The organism is Endozoicomonas sp. ALD068, from assembly GCF_049310145.1.
Classification (GTDB): Bacteria; Pseudomonadota; Gammaproteobacteria; order Pseudomonadales; family Endozoicomonadaceae; genus Endozoicomonas_A.
Window position 1 is genome coordinate 115,655 of the sequence record NZ_JBLYNU010000004.1, and the last position, 19,742, is coordinate 135,396.

The 19,742-nt window shown below is 46.2% G+C and carries 17 protein-coding genes; 5 read left to right on the forward strand and 12 right to left on the reverse strand.

The window, feature by feature from the left end; all coding sequences use genetic code 11:
- Positions 1-124 precede the first annotated feature (124 nt).
- Together ACO6V5_RS00525 and ACO6V5_RS00530 are read left to right on the forward strand one after the other, a co-directional pair.
- Entirely contained in the window at positions 125-430 is a 306-nt protein-coding gene (locus ACO6V5_RS00525) for a hypothetical protein (RefSeq protein ID WP_317145494.1), read from the forward strand.
- 73 nt (positions 431-503) lie between these two features.
- Positions 504-1,037 (forward strand): GNAT family N-acetyltransferase, encoded by a 534-nt coding sequence (locus ACO6V5_RS00530; RefSeq protein WP_422134862.1) that lies wholly within the window; start codon positions 504-506, stop codon positions 1,035-1,037.
- 112 nt (positions 1,038-1,149) lie between these two features.
- Here ACO6V5_RS00530 and sctV read toward each other — a convergent pair whose 3' ends face one another.
- Genes sctV through ACO6V5_RS00545 form a run of 3 tightly spaced genes read right to left on the reverse strand, consistent with a single transcriptional unit; the run spans position 1,150 to position 3,978 of the window.
- Complete coding sequence (gene sctV, locus ACO6V5_RS00535; RefSeq protein ID WP_422134861.1) at positions 1,150-3,237, reverse strand: type III secretion system export apparatus subunit SctV; 2,088 nt, start codon at positions 3,235-3,237, stop codon at positions 1,150-1,152.
- Positions 3,238-3,288: 51 nt separating this feature from the next.
- A complete protein-coding gene (locus ACO6V5_RS00540) occupies positions 3,289-3,582 on the reverse strand; it encodes a hypothetical protein (RefSeq protein ID WP_317145497.1) in 294 nt (97 codons plus the stop codon).
- 24 nt (positions 3,583-3,606) lie between these two features.
- On the reverse strand, positions 3,607-3,978 hold the full coding sequence (locus ACO6V5_RS00545) for a hypothetical protein (RefSeq protein WP_422134860.1): 372 nt from the start codon (positions 3,976-3,978) through the stop codon (positions 3,607-3,609).
- Positions 3,979-4,232: 254 nt separating this feature from the next.
- Between ACO6V5_RS00545 and sctC the strand changes: the two genes are divergently transcribed.
- Together sctC and glpD are read left to right on the forward strand one after the other, a co-directional pair.
- Positions 4,233-6,395: a type III secretion system outer membrane ring subunit SctC gene (sctC, locus tag ACO6V5_RS00550; protein ID WP_422134859.1), complete on the forward strand. Its 2,163-nt coding sequence runs from the start codon at positions 4,233-4,235 to the stop codon at positions 6,393-6,395.
- A 163-nt stretch (positions 6,396-6,558) separates the two neighbouring features.
- Complete coding sequence (gene glpD / locus ACO6V5_RS00555; RefSeq protein ID WP_422410749.1) at positions 6,559-8,115, forward strand: glycerol-3-phosphate dehydrogenase; 1,557 nt, start codon at positions 6,559-6,561, stop codon at positions 8,113-8,115.
- Positions 8,116-8,349: 234 nt separating this feature from the next.
- Here glpD and ACO6V5_RS00560 read toward each other — a convergent pair whose 3' ends face one another.
- Genes ACO6V5_RS00560 through ACO6V5_RS00570 form a run of 3 tightly spaced genes read right to left on the reverse strand, consistent with a single transcriptional unit; the run spans position 8,350 to position 11,997 of the window.
- Complete coding sequence (locus tag ACO6V5_RS00560) at positions 8,350-8,988, reverse strand: sugar transferase (RefSeq protein ID WP_422410751.1); 639 nt, start codon at positions 8,986-8,988, stop codon at positions 8,350-8,352.
- 32 nt (positions 8,989-9,020) lie between these two features.
- Positions 9,021-9,920: a hypothetical protein gene (locus tag ACO6V5_RS00565; protein ID WP_422410753.1), complete on the reverse strand. Its 900-nt coding sequence runs from the start codon at positions 9,918-9,920 to the stop codon at positions 9,021-9,023.
- Entirely contained in the window at positions 9,895-11,997 is a 2,103-nt protein-coding gene (locus ACO6V5_RS00570; RefSeq protein ID WP_422410755.1) for a putative bifunctional diguanylate cyclase/phosphodiesterase, read from the reverse strand. Before ACO6V5_RS00570 ends, ACO6V5_RS00565 begins: the two co-directional genes overlap by 26 nt.
- Positions 11,998-12,452: 455 nt before the next feature.
- Between ACO6V5_RS00570 and ACO6V5_RS00575 the strand changes: the two genes are divergently transcribed.
- Positions 12,453-12,785, forward strand: a complete 333-nt coding sequence (locus ACO6V5_RS00575) for an STAS domain-containing protein (RefSeq protein WP_422134853.1) — start codon at positions 12,453-12,455, stop codon at positions 12,783-12,785.
- 24 nt (positions 12,786-12,809) lie between these two features.
- Here the strand turns inward: ACO6V5_RS00575 and ACO6V5_RS00580 are convergent, their stop codons facing one another.
- The 6 genes from ACO6V5_RS00580 to ACO6V5_RS00605 form a co-directional block, all read right to left on the reverse strand.
- A complete protein-coding gene (locus tag ACO6V5_RS00580; protein WP_422410758.1) occupies positions 12,810-13,580 on the reverse strand; it encodes a substrate-binding periplasmic protein in 771 nt (256 codons plus the stop codon).
- Between the two features lie 13 nt (positions 13,581-13,593).
- Positions 13,594-14,262, reverse strand: a complete 669-nt coding sequence (locus ACO6V5_RS00585; protein WP_422134851.1) for a SanA/YdcF family protein — start codon at positions 14,260-14,262, stop codon at positions 13,594-13,596.
- A 58-nt stretch (positions 14,263-14,320) separates the two neighbouring features.
- Positions 14,321-15,496 carry a hypothetical protein gene (locus tag ACO6V5_RS00590; RefSeq protein WP_422134850.1) on the reverse strand — a complete coding sequence of 392 codons (1,176 nt, stop codon included), beginning with the start codon at positions 15,494-15,496 and terminating at the stop codon, positions 14,321-14,323.
- Positions 15,497-15,621: 125 nt separating this feature from the next.
- The gene (gene trmA / locus ACO6V5_RS00595; protein ID WP_422134849.1) at positions 15,622-16,707 is read right to left on the reverse strand and encodes a tRNA (uridine(54)-C5)-methyltransferase TrmA; all 1,086 of its coding nucleotides are present in this window, start codon (positions 16,705-16,707) and stop codon (positions 15,622-15,624) included.
- 74 nt (positions 16,708-16,781) lie between these two features.
- Positions 16,782-18,074, reverse strand: coding sequence for an NCS2 family permease (locus ACO6V5_RS00600; protein WP_422134848.1), 1,293 nt, complete (start codon positions 18,072-18,074; stop codon positions 16,782-16,784).
- A 483-nt stretch (positions 18,075-18,557) separates the two neighbouring features.
- Complete coding sequence (locus ACO6V5_RS00605) at positions 18,558-19,568, reverse strand: hypothetical protein (RefSeq protein WP_422410761.1); 1,011 nt, start codon at positions 19,566-19,568, stop codon at positions 18,558-18,560.
- Positions 19,569-19,742 lie beyond the last annotated feature (174 nt).

The window sequence follows — 19,742 nt, forward strand, 5'->3', positions numbered from 1 at the left end:
GAAATGGAGGTTGTTCTATGGATCAAGGATTTTTATTTCCAATCTGTGTAAGAACAGGGGGGGCATACCTTAAAGCCCGCCATAGCTTCGCCGACAACTGGATTAGTTATGTTTGGAGAATGTTATGAGTGGCCAACATTTCACATTGACCATCAGTCAGAGCACATCAGACGCAGGCGATTTTGCTATCCACATGAAAGAAGAAGGCAAATCGGAGCAGCTTTTAGTACACCTTCGGTTTATGGACTTGCCCATGCTGGATGAAAAGTACCTTGATGATATCGTTGGCGTTCTGGCTCGAAAACTTGCCAAACGCGTCATTGAATGGCGTGTAGCTCCCGACCTTAACCCTGACACTATGCCCGATGCGCAGGATGAAGCAAGAGCTGTTGTTGATGCTATGTTGGATAAAATGAAAAAAAGGCAGTAACAGACCTTATGCCTCTCTTCAGTCACACAGTATTTTGCCGATTGAATACCTGATAAATTGATCATGTCAGGCTATGGATATGCGCTTTGATCTGGGTAACGGATATTGTGTTAGAAGCTTTCTTTATGGTGATGCACCATCACTTTCACGTCATGGCAACAACTGGAATGTGGCCAAGAATCTCAGGGACAGTTTTCCTCACCCCTATACGATAGAGCACGCCAGGGCATGGATTCAGCATGTGAAGGAAAATGAAGCTGATTCCCGTTTTGTGATTGATCATCAGGGGGAGGCCATCGGTGAGATCGGCTTTGTAACCCAACTGGATGTTCATCGCTTTACGGCTGAAATCGGCTACTGGTTATCTGAGTCTCACTGGGGTAAAGGGGTAATGACTCAAGCTCTCAGCCGGGTTACCCAGTATGCTATGGACGAAATGGGTCTGGTTCGCATTTATGCCGATGTTGTTGATTACAATAAGGGGTCTGGGAAAGTACTCGAAAAGTGCGGCTTCCAACTCGAAGGTGTCCTCCGAAAACATATTTTCAAAGGTGAAGATTACTTTGATCAATACGTTTACGGTCTGGTTCGCTCTGATCTTCAATAATCCTCCAGCTAACGTCCTTTAAAAGAAGATCTGTCTTCATTCCCTGACTTTCTTTTCTAAGCAGACAGCCTTTCTACTAAAGAGAATAGGCTGTCTGAGTTATCAGCATTGATCAAAGTGATATACGACCCAAAGGTTGTACTGTGATCTCTTCAGTAAGCTCCTGGTGGGACAATACGGCCAGATCATAAACTTCCAGTTCCAGAAGTTTCCTGACGTATCTGCGAATATCCATGGATGTGATCAGGACAGGCTTATGTTCAAGGTGTCCAATTTTACCCACTGTGTTTTTTACATTCTCGACAAAGCGAGCAGACTGGGACGGATCAAGGGCCAGGTAACTGCCTGCCGACGTCTGTCGGATGCCACCACGAATGGTATCTTCTACATCTTGATCAAGAAGATATACGGGCAGCATGTTTTTACCATTCGAATACTTGTAACTGATGTATCGTTTCAATGATGAGCGGACGTATTCAGTTAGCTGAACCACTTCTTTTTCTTTATGGCCCCAGACGACCAGTGCCTGGAGTATGGACCTCAGGTTTCTGATCGAGATGTCTTCTGAGACCAGTCGCTGGAATATTTCAGTGATTTTATTGACTGGTAGAAGACGCTGGACTTCCTTTATCAGCTCGCCAAATGAAGATTCCATTTTTTCCAGCAAATATCGGGTTTCCTGAATGCCAATGAACTCTTCTGCGTATTTTTTCAATACATGTGCCAGATGAAATGTCAGGATTTTAGGGGCATCCATGTAATTAACATTATTTTTTTCCAACTTCTCTTTCTGGCTTTCTTCTGCCCACAGCGTATCAAGGCTGGGTAGGAAATCTTCTTCCTGCTCATAAGGTATTTTCAGCATTTCCAGATGGTCGATGGTTTCGCGCACGAAGACATAACCCGGTCTGAAATGGCCGTTCGCCACAGGAACTTCCTGAAGCATGATGGAATAGGTGTTGTCCATCATCGAGTCATTAAAGCGAAGATGGATACCAGGGAAGGGAACCCCGAGATCCATGTATAGAGCTTTTCGAACTTTCAGAAGCTCATCGTTAAGCATCTGGGTGTTCAATGTTTCCTGAATGGAAGTCGGTACATCAATAATCAGTGGCAGGGTTTGTGTAAACTCTTCCTGTTGATCCAGTCTGGACTTGGCATCTCCGGCTGTTTCAGTCGCAGCGGCCATGGCTGGAATTCCGCCTTCGGCTTCCTGAGCCATCTCGCGGGAGGCCTTCCTCAACAGGTAATAGCCACCACCACCAATTATCAGAGCCAGCATTAGAAATATGAATGTGGGAAAACCGGGAATCAGGGCAAAGCCAAGAAGCAGAACGCCCCCAACCAGAAGCGCTTTGGGTTTATCGAGCAGCTGTCCACCAATTTCATTACCCAGATCTTTGGAGTCTTCGTTGGAGACCCTGGTGACGATAATACCGGAGGTGATGGAGATCAGCAGAGCTGGTATCTGTGAAATCAGACCATCGCCCACAGTCAGTATGGCATAAAGCTGCAATGCCTCACCTGCCGTCATATCGTTCATCATGGTACCAATGGCAACACCAGCTGTGATGTTCACAAAGATAATGATCAGACCCGCGATGGCATCACCTTTAACGAACTTCATGGCACCATCCATGGAGCCGTACATCTGACTTTCTTTCTGCACCAGTTCCCGACGTTTTTGTGCTTCTTCCATCTCGATGGAGCCGGCACGAAGGTCGGCGTCGATACTCATCTGTTTACCGGGCATACCGTCCAGTGAGAAGCGGGCACTGACTTCTGCAACCCTCTCAGAGCCCTTGGTGATGACAAGGAACTGCACAATCGTGATGATCAGGAAGATTACGATACCGACAATCAAGTTGCCGCCGACCACAAAATTACCGAAGGTATAGACGATTTCACCGGCATCAGCCTGGAGAAGTATCAGTCGGGTAGTGGTGATGGACAGTGCCAGCCTGAAAAGAGTCGTTACCAGAAGCACTGCTGGAAACGAAGAGAATTCCAGCGGAGATAACAGATAGATAGACGTCATCATCAGGATGAAAGAGAGCCCCATGTTAAGGGCAATAAGAAAGTCCACCAGAACGGTGGGCATGGGCAAAATGATGAGACTGACGATGGCTACCAGCATGACTGCCAGCATCAGGTCATTTCTTTGGCCCAGTTTATTAAGCCCTGCGACGACAGGATTCATGCTTTATGACCAGTCTGTTTGCAGGAGAGAGCAGTCTGGTCAAGCAAGAGATTATTTTACAGCAGCTTTCTTTCTCTTTTTGAGCAGTGCTCGCCCCTTGATCCATTTAATAGCCCGGGTATCCATTCCAGGCTTCGCGTACTGCAGAAAAGTATCGGCGGCCTTGATGGAATCTTCAGGTCGATCCGTTTGCAGGTAGGCGTAGCTGAGCATTCGATAAACATCGGGATTTTTGGGCTCAAATCGTCTAACGGCTTCCAACAAAGCGATCGACTTTCGTGGCTGTAGATACTCCATATAATAAGAGGCCTGAGCCAGTAACCACTGTCTTAATGGCCTATTCATGGTTTCTCCTCCCTATTGTTGCTATTAGCCTGCGACCAGAACGTTTCGTGTCATGGTCAGGTATTCCTGCAATTCTTTTGACTCTTTTAATACGGCCAGAGCTGCTTTTGCTTCGGGCCATTCTTCAGCGTGTTTACTTAGAAGGCTCATGGCCATATCCGTCATCATGTGATGTTCATCAGGGGAGAGTGAAGGAGTCTTTTCAGTCAGGCCGAGCGCGTATTTTTTTTCACGATTCTGGTAGTTACGACCCAGTTCAAGGGCTTTCCAGAGCTCGGCTGAAATACCCTTGCCGGAGGGTTTAAAAGAAGACTTGTTTTTCGGAAAATCTTTATCAATGAAATCATTATTGATGAATGAAATCCCCGAAAGACCGTTTTTAAAAGACACGTCCATAATGCACAGCCTCTATTTAGATGAATTGATTATCTTCGTTTTAGCATCGGCTGGATGACAGTAAACCGTAGCACTGGCTCTAAAACTGTGTAAATGATTAGAATTGATGGGTAATCTTGGATACACTGGTCTTATTCTGTTGTGTATTCAAAATAGTTATAAAAAAATAAAATATTAATTGTAAAAAGTTTATTTAGCCGTTAATACCTTTATTACTGGGTTGTTTAGAGGATGGGCATGGAGGCACTCTTCAAATGGGCTCAAAAAATCTAAAGCTCTGGCTGATTTTGTTGCCTGCTCTGGCTTTGTTAAGCCAAATACTTTTTGCTGGCTTGTTGTCGTCCAATTCTCAGGCGGCGGTCTGGTCTTCCGTTTCCCAATCTGACACTACTCGAAGGCATATTGTGCGCCCTGGTGAATCGCTCTTCATCATTGCTCAGAATTATGGTTTTGAGCTCCATGAGCTGGCTGAGTTGAACAATATTAGCAACCCTTCAAATCTGATGGTGGGACAAACCATATACCTTCCAGATAATTCTACCGAATATGTTGAGCCCGGGTTTCTGACAACCCGGCCAGCAGAGCCTCCGGTTCAGGCTCTGGATGCAACTGCGTTTCCTCCGTCAAGATCCAGACCTGATGAAGAGGAATATTTCAGGTTGCAGCAGTGGATGGGTGGTCAGAAACAAACGACAGGTATCGAAAATATCGACTACAACTATGTGCGAAAGGCTCCACAGCCCGAAGTCAGGGTTGGCTTTGATATTCCTCTGGAAGTTGAAGCATCATCCAGGGAACAAGATAGTTCTGAGTCTGCGGTCAAACAGATGAAAAGTATTGAGGCGGCCAGCAAGGCATTATTGGAAGAATTGGAGGAGGACGTAAAAGATTCAGACTCTCCAGCCCTGGCTGTCTTTGGAGACCGTCCTTATTCCTTCTATGGCAGTGGTGAAGATCTGCTTGAGGCATTACAGAACTTTGCTGCCAGTTACTATGTTCCAATCGTTATCTCTGAAGATGTTATAGGAGAAGTGAACGGCAAGATTGGTCCACTGACGCCCGTCGATTTTTTGGATCACATGGCTAATATTTACGGGTTTATCTGGTATTTTGATGGCCACTCACTCTACATTTACAGTGGCAGTTCAGCTGAGCAAAAGATCATCAGCCTAGAATACATGAGTACCCGGGACTTCAAGAAAACACTTAAAAAAGTGGGTGTCTGGGATGGTCGCTTTTTCTGGAAAGAACAGCCAAAAGATGGCCTGATCTATGTATCCGGACCACCAAGATACATTGAAATAGTGGGGCAAACGGCTGAGTTACTCGATGATAAAGAGGGGGAACGGCAGAAGAGTAAACTGACAGTGCGTATGTTCAGACTCAAGTACGCTTGGGCTACCGATAAAAGTTTCAATTTCAGAGGTCAGCAGATTGTTGTTCCCGGAGTAGCTAGCCTGTTAAGAAACATCGTCAGTGGAGGAGGGGTTGCCAGCGTTGAACGTAAGCCTGTTGAACCACTTGCAATGCAGCCCGCAAAGGGTGTTGTTCGCAATGGTGCACAGAATAAACAGCAGTCCCGGCAGCCCGAAGAAGCATTGAATGCCGGTGCCTATATAGAAGGGGCTTACATTAGTGCAGATCCGAGGCTGAATGCCATTATTGTCCATGATCTGGAGTCCAAGATGGTCATGTATGAAGGCCTTATTGAATCTCTGGACAAACCTTCTTCCCAGGTCGAGGTCAGCGTCTCCATTATTGATGTTAATACAGCCGACATAGAAGCGCTGGGTGTTGACTGGAACAATACCCGTGGAACGAATTCTGAAATTACTTTTGATCCGGGTTCTTCTGCCTATGCTGATGACTTCTCTTCATTTACGACTGTTCTGGGTATGAACATTGGCAGTTTTAATGCTCGACTCAGTCTATTGGAGGATGAAGGTCGAGCCAAAGTTGTTTCCAAACCTTCCATTCTTACACTGGACAATCTGGAGGCAGTCTTCGATAACAGCAGTACCTTTTATGTTCAGGTGGCCAGCCAGGAAGATGCAGAACTGTTCCCCGTTACTTCGGGAACCGTTGTTCAGGTTACCCCCAGAATTGTCAAAGAGGAGATGGGTCGTCGGATCCATATGAGTGTGAATATTCAGGATGGAGGAGATTCCAACGACCAGAACCTTTCCCTGCCCAGGGTCAGTAACAGCTCGATTAGTACACAAGCAATCGTAAACGAAAATGAAAGTTTGCTGATTGGTGGCTTCTATAAAGAAAGTCAGGATCAGAAGACGACTAAAGTTCCGGTACTTGGCGATATACCTGTTCTTGGTCGCTTGTTCCGTGCCGATAAGAAGCAAAACATCAGCCAAATGCGCCTGTTCCTGATAACCCCTCGCATTCTTGGTGCAGGAGCCTGATCTAAGGTCTTCCTGCACCCTTCCTATTTGTGTTGTTGCCCCGTTATGAGTCACCTGTATATTCGTATTTGTCCGAATTGGTAAATGTATTGGTTTTTTTTGTACTATTAAGTTCACTATAGTTTATAAGTATTCGTAAATATTCGTTTTGGGTGTGAGTGAAATGAAACAGGTGCAGACAGGGGATCTCTTTGACATCTACGTGATTGGTGGTGGTATCAATGGTGTAGGCATTGCCGTAGATGCAGCAGGCAGGGGCCTGAAAGTAGGTCTGTGCGAGAAGTCCGATCTGGCCGGTGCCACCTCATCAGCCAGCAGCAAGCTGATTCATGGTGGTCTCAGATATCTGGAGCATTATGAGTTCCGACTGGTCAGGGAAGCGCTGGCAGAGAGAGAAGTTCTGCTTAAAATGGCTCCTCACATTGCTTCTCCCATGCGCTTTTGTCTGCCTCACAGACCGCATCTGAGACCCGCCTGGATGATTCGTGCCGGGCTCTTTCTCTATGACAACCTCAGTGCCCGGTTTTCTCTGAAGGGATCAAAGTCTCTCAGGTTTGGCAAGGATTCTGCACTCAGGGAAGACTTCAGAAAAGGCTTCGAATATTCTGATGCCTGGGTAGATGATGCCCGTCTGGTCGTTCTGAATGCTATGGAGCTTCAGAGAAAAGGTGGGGAAGTTCGAACTCGCACTCAGGCATTGCATGCGGAACGAAAAGATGGCGTCTGGCATATTACTCTTCGTGACGAGATCACTGGAGAAGAGTCTATTGTTCGAAGTCGTGCCCTGCTGAATGCGGCCGGCCCTTGGGTTCAATCTTTCTTTGATGAGGGGCTGAAGCAAAGATCCCCGCGTAAAATTCGTTTGATCAAAGGCAGTCATATCATTGTTCCTCGTATTCACGAAGAGCCACGTGCTTATATTTTGCAGAACGAAGATAACCGGATTGTTTTCGTCATTCCTTATCTGGACCAATATTCATTGGTGGGTACCACCGACGTTGAGTATAAGGGTGATCCTGCTGATGTATGCTGCTCTGAAGATGAAAAACGTTATCTTTGTGATATCGTGAACAAACACTTTAAACAACAGATCTCACTGAATGACGTTGTTTGGGATTACTCTGGAGTGCGGCCACTCTGTGAAGATGAATCAGACTCTCCCCAGGCGATTACCCGTGACTACACCATGGAGCTGGAAGATCAGGACGGCAAGGCGCCGTTGCTTTCTATCTTTGGCGGTAAACTCACGACCTATCGTAAGCTGGCTGAAGCGGCTATTGGCAAACTTAAGCCTTATTTCCCTGTTATGGGTGAAAGCTGGACCAAAGCCTGTCAGCTGCCGGGCAGTGAAGGGTTCAAGAGTGTTCAGGACTGTACCGAAGAGCTTTGCAATGCTTACCCCTGGCTGCCTCCAGAGATCGCTTCCCGCTTCAGTAGAACTTATGGAAGCCTGAGTCGTCGTTTGATGGGAGAGAGTCGTTCATTGGACGATTTGGGAGAGTATTTCGGTGCCGGTCTCTATGCCGCTGAGGTTGATTATCTGATTGAGCATGAGTGGGCTTACCAGGTTGAAGATATCATCTGGCGTCGAAGCAAGCTGGGCATTGAGCTGGATAAAACCGGCAAGACCAAACTGGAAGCCTATCTTACAAAAAGGTTACCTGAACTGATTCCGGATCGATTTATCGACAAAGGCTCATTACTGAAGAAAGTCGTATAAAGTCGTGTAAAGGTGGAGACATCAGCCACCTTTCTTAAACAAAGGGGTTTATCCTGACGTTCTCTTGTGGCCTGAGGAGCGTGAAGCACCGGAAGGGATAGGGTGTTCACTGCTTCAGAGGCCCTTGGCCGACCCTTTCCGGCCTGGGGTTCATAGCCGGGAAGGAATGCGCAGAGCATTGGACATACTGGAAGAGAACCATCTGAATTATTGAGGTCATTAGTTTGATGGTTGTTACCGCTTGCCCGTAGCCATAACCCAAAACGTCTTGAACAGGATGCTAACGTCCATCTTTAGCCAGTCAGCAGGGTTGCTCAAAGACAGTGCATAGGCATGGTCATAAGCGACTCTGTTTCTCAGATCATAGAGGGTTTCGTCACAACTCAGGTTTACCTGAGCCAGTCCGGTCATTCCGGGGATAACATCATAGGTTCTTTCGGTATAAAAGGGGATGTTGTCTTCCAGCTTATGACAGATTCCAAGGCGCTCAGGTCTGGGACCGACGATGGACATATCGCCCATGAGAACATTCCAGAGTTGAGGTAATTTATCCAGACGGGTCCTGCGAAGAAAAAGACCTGCCTTGGTGACTCGGAGTTCATTCTTCGTCGTCCGGACAGGATCACTTTGGGCTTCTTTATCGACGCTCATGGTTCTGAACCGGTTCATCAGAAAGAGACAGACATAGTTTTTGCTCTGATAGCCAATACGCATCTGACGATAAAAAACCGGACCAGGACTGTCCAGTTTGATCATTAAAGCAATGAAGGGGTAAAGAGGCAGTGTAAAAATAATGCCGATCACTGCTAAGGCCAAATCCATTGCTCTTTTACCGAGAGTGGTAAGCGGGTGAACATAGGTGACTCCTTTCACGGTTCGACTCCCTTTTAGCTTCGGCTTTCATTTCATACATCGTAAATCGAGGGGGCCGGATAAACGTGCACAATCACAGAAAAGGTCTTTTCTCTTCGGGCATTAAATAGTGCATCGAGATTGACTGCTTTGACGGGCTTGTCACAGTAAGTCACGGTCAGGCCACCAATTTTAAGTCCCAGGTCCTGCGCGACTCTTACAGTGCTCTTGCCATTATGGGTGGTTTCCAGAAAGTCTTTGCGAAAGCTTTCGGTGCTGTAATCCTGATGATGATGGCGCAAAACATCGAGAGTCACATTATTGACAATTTTGCAGCGTTCAATGGCTGTTGGCAGTTCCAGAAGCCAGCGTTTGTCCAGAAAAGTCCATTCAAGCTGGTACGTAATCACGTTACTCATGAAAAAATCTCTGGCGACATTAGTTCCACGTTTGAAATTGCTCATGAATTTCCAATGCGTCCGGGTAAACTCATTACTGAAGTGATAATCCCAATCTGCTATACCATAGATTGACCCGCAACCACCGGTTTCGGTCTCTCCCTTTCGGCCCACTTTCGTTTCGGTCCGTTTGTGCATGATGGCAAATTGAGCGGCATAATCAGCCTTCAAAGTCTCTAACCTATTTCGGATTTGCCGGTCCCGACGAATCTTCTTCTTATATTCACCCAGGGTCTGAACGCCAGTTTTTAGTGCGTTCTCAATCATCCGCTCCCTTATCGACTGATCTAACTCCGGGGGCATTAGCGTTCCGAGCTGTTGTTCAAGCATCTGATGCAGTTCCAGCCGTTGGCATTCATCATGCTCGGCCAACCGGACAATCCGCCCATCTGCCGTCATGCCAAGTGCATTCAGTGACTCATCGCCAGGGTTGTCGGTCAGGTAGCGCTCAATGGCACGAGTGGTTTCTTCAGTACTTGTCGACGTCGGGTTCATTGGGGAATGTCCTTTTCCTGGAGCTAGCAGATTTGTTTTTCCAGTTTCTTAAAAATTCAGCAAATTCCTGATCCGCAAGGGGTTTGCTGTAAAAGTACCCCTGGCCTTCTGTGCAACCTGACTTGATAAGGTGTGTTTCCTGCTCTTTGTTTTCAACACCTTCGGCGATGACTTTAATGCCAAAGCTGCGACCCAGTTGAATAATGGCTTCAACGATAACGGTGTTTTCCTTATTTCCTGGTAGCCCTTCGACAAAGGATTTATCTATTTTCAATTTATCGAATGGAAACTGTTTCAGGTAACTTAATGAGGAGTAGCCTGTGCCGAAATCATCCATTGCAAGGGTAATGCCCGTTGCCTTGATGTTATTGAGCTGTTCAGAGGAAAGCTCAATATCTTCCATTATGGAGGTCTCAGTCACTTCAATTTCCAGCAACTGGGGGGGAATCTGATATTTTTTTAACAGGTATTTGATGCGATCAACGATATTTTTGTCTCTTAGCTGAATGGCAGAAAGGTTCACGGCGATTCTCAGATCATGGAACTCTGTTTTATGCCATTCATGGAGCTGTTGGCATGCCGATTCAAGCACCCAGTCACCTATAGGAATAATTTCCAGATTATCTTCTGCCATAGGGATAAACATTTCCGGTGAAATAAGTCCCTTCTCAGGATGTTTCCAACGAAGTAAAGCCTCTGCACCCACCATCCGGGAAGTTTTGAAATCAATCTGTGGTTGATACACCAGACTGAGTTCATGATGCTTCAGAGCTTCATGAAGATCCCTTTCAAGTTTCTTGCGCTGCCGGATCTCGGTATCAACGGAGGCAATATAAAATTGGTAGCGGTTCTGATTTCTGGACTTGGCCATAATCATGGCGAATTCAGCCTGCTGCAAGAGATTATCCACTTGCTGACCATCGTCAGGAAATAACGTGATACCAACAGTTCCGTTAATGGTTATCTTTTCATCATTCACTGTAATGGGGGTTGCCAGCTGTTTCAGAAGTGCCTGAGCCGTTTCAGCTGCTGTATACGGTTGGGCGATTTTAGAAAGAATGATTGCAAACTGATCCTCTCCAAGCTTACCGATGAAGCCTCTATTACCAATATGGTTTCTCAGACGATCTGCAATTTTGACCAGTGCATGCTCTGCCGCATTGAAATTGAAATGGGCATTTAGTGATTTGAAATCATCAAGGCCGAGACAGAGAATGGCAATATTGTTATCAGAGCTCCCGGGTTTATTGATCATGCTCTGCAAGTGCTTCTGCAAGGTTCTTCTGTTTGGCAGGCGGGTTAAATAGTCATACTGAGACAGTCTCATGATCTGAGCCTCAGCTTTCTGTCTCAGGTTCAGGTTTCGTTCTATTGATTCCAATAGCTGATTGGCTGTTCTAACCCAAAGACCCAGCTCATTGTTCTGATGGCCATTTGGGATGCGCAGTCTATGAGAGCCGGGAGCGTCCGGGTTAATCTGAGACAGGTTTCTGATCAAACGGTTCAGAGGTTTAGTAAGAATCAATGAATAGATCAGGTAGAGCAAGAATGCCATTGCAATAGCTCTGAAAATACCGCTGACCATTACTATCACTGAGCGCTGAATGAACTCCTGGCCATGGTGAGCCGTATCAATGGCCAAAAAGAGCTCGCCGTAATGTTCATGAACGGGTTCTTTTTTGTACAGAGGAATACGATAAATTCGAACAGGTTCAAATAGATAGTCTGAAAAATAGCGATACCCTGATTTGGAAAGGTCACGCTTTATAACAGCAAGTTCAGGTTCATTGGGTATTTTGATCGCCGCGATGTGAACTGCCTGATGCTCCATTAACCCGAAAAGAATCTCTTCGCCCATTGTGGGTTCCATTCTGTGGGCGGCCTGAATGGAGGGTTCCCTGATCATAGACAGCATTTGCCAGGCTTCCGAGTCAATGCTTTTGCTGGACTGGCGGGCATCAAAGAAAATCTGAACACAGCTGATCGAAATACCCAGCACACAGGCTGCCATTAGAACAGCTTTTAGCAATTTGGCAGATAAGCGTTGCTTAGCATCAATGCTTGTGCTGGTTTCCATATTCTTTGACTTTTTTGACGCCATCCATAGAACGTTTTCAACGACAGACTTCAACGAGGTTGGCTATGTATTAAAAAAAGAGGAAAGCAACTAGTGAGCAAACAAATGTTGGCTTAAGAGTTTTTTATTTCCTTGTGAAATTAACTATAGGAAGTTGAGAGCAGTTTACTAATACAAAATTGTAATCCTTAAACACAATTTTAATTAGCTTTTTATCAGGTAAAATAATTGTCGGAAGGTTTTTTATTTGTTTTTTCTTTAAAAAAACGATGGCAAGTTGGCAAAAGAGTATTTTGATTGGGAAGTGTTATTTTGAGCTTGTTTTGTTATTGCCAAAGGATATAGATGTGTTCATCTTTTAGGCTACGGCTTGTCTATTATGAGAATAGAACTTGTAAAAAATGTCTGGTTCTTCGCTGTTGAAAGTCAGGAGTAAAGTTAAGGAGTAGGAAGTAATGGATTACTCAATCTCGCACGCTCAGTCATATGATGTCATCTCACTGAAAGGTCAATTTAATGCTGAAACCGTTAATGGTTTAAGATCTCAACTCGATCACCTGATCAAAGATTGCTCAGGTGATTTGATTATAGACATGAGTTCTGTTGAAAAGTTTGATTCTTCTGGTATTGGTGTATTGGTCTTTCTTTATAAGCGTTTAAAAATTGAAAAAAGAAAGCTTACCTTGGTAGGTGTAAATGCTAAGACGGACGAGCTTCTGAGCATGTTACAAATTAATAAAACGATCAGGCAATTTAGTGATTTAGACGATTACTTGTCCAATCTCTAAGGAATTTTAGGACGTCGTTATCCTTTATCGATACATTTTTATTATCTGATCTATGACACCTTCTGAATTTAACTTTTGAAGAATCCTGTTGATCTTTATTCCGTGCTTTTCAGCAGACTTACTGAACATGAATGTCACAGGAACACAGTCGAATGTTTTCCCTGTCACAAACAAACCCGCGAACCGGGTTTTAATGAGGTGGCGTGCTACCATTTCGTCCATCAGTGCTGCATCATTTCGGCCTTTCTCCAGAAGCTTCAGAGCGTGCACTTCATCCCTGGAGTTGTGGCGAATCACTTCTCCGGATTGGAAGTAAGGTTCAAAAGTCTTAAAGGTATAGTTCTGCACCACCCCAAGTCGCTTTCCCTGAAGGTCGCCAGGTTGGTTTACTTCCAGTTTACTGCCTTGTAACTGCACAATGATTTCACAGTGCTCTGCAAAAGGTTCGGTAAAGTAAACTTTCCCGGAAACGCCTTCTCGCCACTGGGGGGAGCTCCAGGCTTGCAGATCCAGGCTGCCATTGCCTACCTTGTAAATGATACGGTTGAAAGGGTAGTACTCTTCCGTGAAGTCAAAGTCGCTCCGCTCGCTGATGGCTTCAAGGGTTTTCTGCACAATGCCTTTTCTTCCATCTTTCCATGAAAGAGGAGGGTAATCTGTCGGATACATCCCTGTTGAAATAGTGATCCTGTTTTGATCGGCCAGAGCGAGAGTGCTGGGTAGAAGCAGGCAGAAAGCCAAAAAATGTATGCCTGTCTTTTTTTTGTTGTTTTTTTTGTTGATAATCAGTCGCATTTCAGGTCTGGTTCTATGTCGGAGGTGTATTACCAATATCGATCGTTGGGCCCAGGTACTTGGGGCCAGTGTTTAACCAGTGAACTTCCAGGACGGCCAGAACTCTTGCAAGGATCTCTCTGGCCTTATTGCTCAGGTCACTATCGGCCCCGTCACCAGCGTTAAAAGCAATAGCATTAATTTCTTTATTCTGGGCGATATAGAGTGCCCGTTTATTGTGATAGGTCTGGGAAATTATGGTGAACGTATCAAGCCCGAAGACAAACTTTGCCCTGATAATGGAGTCCAGGGTTCGAAAACCTGCATAATCCCTGTAGATCCTTTCGGCAGGAATGCCCATTTTCAAAAGGTCCTTTCGGATGGTGCTCGGCTCATCATAATAAGGTGTTCCATTGTCGCCGCTGATCAAAATATAATCGATCTTGTCCCGGGTGTAGAGAAGATAGGCAGTCTTGAGCCTGAGAGCATAATGGTTGTTAAACCCGCCTTCACGAGAGTACTTACTGGTGCCGAGCAGAACACCGACTTTATTGTATGGAATGCTTTCTACATTGTTATAAAGCCGCGAGCTGGTTTTGGTATTGACCAGCCAGTTGGCGATAGCGATCAGGGAAATGAGTCCTATCACAGCTCCAGCAAACAAGCCAGTAACAACCTTTAGGCGGGTCGGCCTGCCCTGCATTCGGAAGTCTCCGTAAAATAAGGAATTCAGAGACAGTTAACCATAATCATCCTGCTGGTTAAAGTGTATCGGACTCTGATCGTCTCATATCCTCCAAAATAGTCTCGATTTCGATGGCAATAGACAATGAAGGCTGATCGGGTATACCCAGCGACTCCAGTGAGGGAACCTGGTTATCGCTGGCAATGGCAGACTGAAACTTTTTGACCACTTCTTCCGGAGTAGAAGCCAGAAAGGCTGCCTTTTCGCGGATCAGAAAGTTGTCTGTTCCTGGTTCAGCAATGTAAATAACAGGTTTTCCCTTATAGCGTGCCATCGTTCCAATAGAGGATTTATGGACCATAACAGCAACAGACATTTTTGTGAGAGCAGCGGTAGAATGGCGATTATTTTCCACTAATCGAACATTCCCGGTACCTCTTTCCTTAATCCAGCATCGCTCGACCTCACCACTGGTCTTAGGGTGATGGGTGACCAGAAAGGTCACGGACGGCAGCTTTCGGGTGGCTTCAATAAAGATTCTGAAATACTCTTCATAGGTGTCGTCATAACCCCCGGCGAATACCGCAACAGGCTCATTGGGACCAATGTTTAGTTCAAGGCGGACAGATCGGTTATCCGTTTGTCGGTAAATATCATCCCAAGCCTCAAGCGCCGGTTGCCCAATTACTACGTAGAGGGGATTGGGGCAAAATACAAGATCTTTGAAGCTTACTGCGGTTGCAGAAGTGGGAATATGGAATTCATCAAGCGTTCGAATTGTTTCCAGAAATGCCTGCACATATTCCTTGTTGGTAATGGGATCAAAATTATCATAGAAAGCCAGAGTGAAGCTGCCACCTTGCTTCATATGATTGAGAATCTGGGCCTGTACAGCACTGGCCATTCCGGAATAAACGATCTTAGGCCTAATACGTTTCGATAACTCAATGAGAGCGCTTTTGGGCCAGACTGTTTCCCGATTGTTCCTGAGCTGCTCTGGATCAGGTACAGAAATGGTAAGGTTGAGCGGGTGATTCCGGAAGATTTCTGCGGCCCTGCCAATCGATAAAATGCGGTAGTTAATACCTCGCTTCTTCAGGGCTTTTTCAAGCTGTTTAAAAGCATTACTTTCCCCTTGATCATAAGCGACCAAAAGAAGATCAATGTTTTCTGTTGCCAGTGCATTGGAGCTGAAAATGTTTATAAAGAAACAAACAAACAGCGCACAAAGAGAGTCTGCATAGTTTTTCATTCTGTCTCCGTTAGAATCCCCGTTACTGGTTTTATCTGCTTTTGAAACAGGGAGGCTAACAGTCTGGTACAGAATTCCGTTTAAGGAAAGGTCAGCAGCTGGTTGCTTTTTGGCCTTTCAGGGAATTATTTTCGCATCAGGAATACACCCATTTCGCGATGATGGGTATAAGGGAACTGATCAAAAAGGGCTATACGTTGCACACTATGAGTTAGGGTGATCTTTTCCAGATTCTTCTTCAGTGTGTCAGGGTTACAAGAAATGTAGACAATATTGTCGAACTTTTGAACCAGGGCTTCAGTGCCTTCATCAAGGCCAGCCCTGGGAGGATCTACCAGGATGGTGGATACGTCATAGCTGTCCAGATCAATGTCTTGCAAGCGTCTGAACAATCTCTCACGATTCATTGCCTGAGTGAACTCTTCGCTGGATAAACGGGCTATCTGAACATTCTCGATGGCATTAAGCTCAAAGTTGTCATGAGCAGAGTTCACTGATGTTTTGGATATCTCTGTTGCCAAAACTTTGTCAAAGTGATTGGCCAGGACACAAGTGAAATTGCCGTTTCCGCAATAAAGCTCGAGCAGATCCCCTTTCAGACCACTACAGACATCACTGGCCCAGCCAAGCATATGCTCATTAACTCCGGCGTTGGGTTGAGTGAAACTATTCTCGACCTGAGTGTATTGGTAGTTTTTACCCAACACATTAAGGGTTTCGACAACGTAATCCCGATCCAGGACTATTTTCTGCTTTCTGGCACGACCGATGATGCGAATATTGTGAGAAAACTGTAATTTCTCCGCCGAAGCCCTCCACTCATCATTCAGCGGTTTGTGGTAAAGCATACTGATCAGAGCCTCACCGGTCTGGGTTGTCAGAAATTCCAGCTGGAAAAGCCTTTTTCGCAGGACCTCCTGCTGCTCGATGTCTCTCATCAGCGGCATCATTAATTCATTGATACGCTTTGTGCCTGCAGGAAACTGGTCGACGTTGAAAGGCTGTCTGGTCTCAGGGTCAAACATTCGGTAGTAGCTGCGTTCTTGCTCATGCCAGATGCGAAACTCTGCCCGCATTCTGTAATGCTGAGGCCGGGATCTGAAAACTTCCAGTTCAGGAACATCAAAAGTCTTAAATTCTTCTCGGGTAAGGCTTACCTTCTCGCTCAGCTGGGCTTCGTACTTTTCAGGCTCTACTACGGCTAATGACATGATGCTCTTCGATAAATAAAAACGGCCCATATTATGGGCCGCTTTCGAAGAGATGAAAACTGGTTTTCAGTTCATTAATTGAATATCACCAGCTTAACGGTGAACAGCAGAGATAGAACAATCAGTGCACTATTAAGGTCTTTTGCACGACCACTCAGGAGTTTGATGGCGGTATAGGAGATAAAACCAAAGGCAATACCGGTTGTGATCGAGTAACTCAGAGGCATGGAAACAGCTGCAATAACCACTGGAGCAGCTTCTGTCAGATCGTCCCAGTCAATCTGGAACATACTGTGAGTCATCAAAACGGCTATGAAGATCAGAGCAGGGGCGGTTGCGTAGGCAGGCACTACGGCTGCCAGTGGCGACAGGAACAGGCATCCCAGGAACAGTATGCCAACAACCACAGCGGTCAGGCCTGTGCGACCACCCACTGAAATCCCGGCGGTACTTTCAACATAACTGGTAGTGGTTGAAGTACCCAGTCCAGCCCCTGCCATACTGGCCATGGAATCTGCCATCAGAGCTCTGCCCAGGCGAGGGAATTTACCATCTTTGTCCAGCAGGTCGCCTTTTTGCGCTACGGCAACCAATGTGCCTGAGGTATCAAAGAGGTCAACAAACAGGAAAGAGAAAATAATGCTGATCATGCCGACTTCCAATGCTCCGGCAATATCCAGTTGCAGAAATGTCGGGGCGACGCTGGGAGGCATGGAAAACACACCATTCATCTCTACTTTGCCGACTACAAGGCTGATGACGGTAATGGCCAGAATGCCAATCATGACTGAGCCGGTGACATTGCGGTAGTAAAGAGCCACAATCAGGGCGAAGCCAATGGATGCCATAATGGCGCTCCAGGAATTCATATCTCCCAGTGTTACCAGTGTGGCCGGGTCGCCAACGATAATGCCGGCATTCTGCAGAGCAATAAAGCCCAGGAAGAGCCCAATACCCGCAGCAATACCACCTCGCAAAGAGAGAGGAATGCTGTTGATAATCCACTCACGAATCTTGAAGACACTCAATGCGAAAAAGCAGACACCTGAAAGAAAAACCGCCCCCAGTGCTACCTGCCAGCTATAACCCATTTGACCTACAACGGTGAAGGCGAAGAAGGCATTGAGACCCATACCAGGAGCAAGAGCAATAGGGTAATTAGCATAAAAGCCCATGATCATACAGCCGATAGCAGCAGCCAGACAGGTAGCAACAAAAACGGCCCCCTGATCCATACCGGTGGTGGCCAGCATGCTTGGGTTTACAAAAATAATGTAAGCCATGGTCAGGAATGTAGTAATGCCTGCCAGCACTTCTGTCTTAACATCGGTGTGATGTTCTTTCAGTTTGAATAGCCGTTCTAACATGCTGAGGTTTCACTCGGGAGTAAAAACCCCCGATGATAACGATTTTTACGGTCGGTTAGAATATGGGAGTGGTATCGTTATTTTTTCGATAAATCACGGTTTATGGTGGAGATTTCTTAGGTTGATCTTTGTGGGTAAAGTGCTGTCTTGTGCTCGTTTTCTTTTATACCCCCATATCTGGTAGTCTGGATTTTTTGTGAGCAAATAATGCCCACTTTGCTGGAAGGCCCGTGACTGACGGGGTTAGTTCAGGATGATGTGAGCAATTAACAGGGTTATCCACAGAAGTTGTGGTTAAATTGATAGTGCCTGCCCTGAATATCGGATATTCGATATGGCGCAAATTTGACCAGTCTTGTCACTATATTTTGAAGTGTTTCAGGTATTTTTACGGGCGAGTTTGCAGAAACCGTATTGAATTCTCTGCTGCCGTTTCAAAAATGACAACCGAGTCGACCCCAATAGAGTCGACTCTGGTAGCGATCAGGCTACTGCTGCCAGCTTCCCTGTTTGCATTTCCTGAATTCTGGCATTGAGTTTTGCCAGGGTTTCGGCCATTTTTCTTCTTTCGTTCTCCTGACTTTCAGCACTGCGTTGTGCGCGTTGTTTTCTGTGGCGTTCAATAGCCTCACGTATGCGAAGCTCTTTCGGGCAGATGGGGTCAGCAGCAACGACCTCTGTTTCAACAATGGCTGCTGGCTCTGGCTCAGTGGTTTCTGGCGGTTGAGAGCTTTCTTCAACTGCAGGTCCAGACTGAACATCCAGTTGACTCAGGGCGTCGCTGTCACCGGCCAGGCAGGCGTCGGCAGCGGCAGTAATCGCAGCCAGCTGGGCTGTGATGTCATCGCTCATTTCAATGCTGCTCAACTGAACCATCGCATTGGCCCTGGAGCCCGCAGACTGGGTTGGTTCAGGCTTTGGCTTTTCTTTTTCGGACTGGACAACCTTGATCCCGGTTGAGTCTGGAGTCGGGCTGGGTACAGCTGGCGCAGACACAGGCTCAGCAGCTGAGTGTTGAGCGGCCTGAGCAGGCGCAGTCGAACCGGCTTCTGACTGTTGAGCAGAGTCATCATTCGCTTTATTGCCAGCATTGCCGGATTTCATGGCAAGGCTTGGAGGTGTATTGGAATCACCTTCATTGATTTCTGCAAAAATGGAGGCCAGCTCTTTTTCAATGTTGGACTTGCGCTGGCGCCGCTTCTTTTTGGGCAGGATTTTTACCGTGCTGGTCTTATAGCCTCTGAGGCTATGGGCACCAAAGAAATCGATCGCGTCCTGCTCGAGCTCAGCCAGTTCCTCACGGGACTCGGCCCTATCCCACTCCTCCACGGTAAATGCGTCTTCGCCGTGGATGCGGATTTCTCTGTAAAGCGGGTAGTCCATATCCTGGTGTGCAGCTGCCACCATTTTTTCCCACTGGCTTTCAAGGTCATTGCGAGTGGAGCCTACAAAAATTTGTTTTGTTACTTTATTAGTGACGGTGAAGATAATCAACGCTGGATGACCTTTCTACTGACGGTGACAGGCGCGCAATTATACCTGCCGATTTCCTTCTGTGTAGTGGGGATTGTGCGCTATTCAAAAACTGTTTTAAGGGATACCGGGCTGAGGTGGCATTGTAATGGTAAGAAAAGTAGGAAAATCCCGAAGCTCAGAGGGTTACTACAC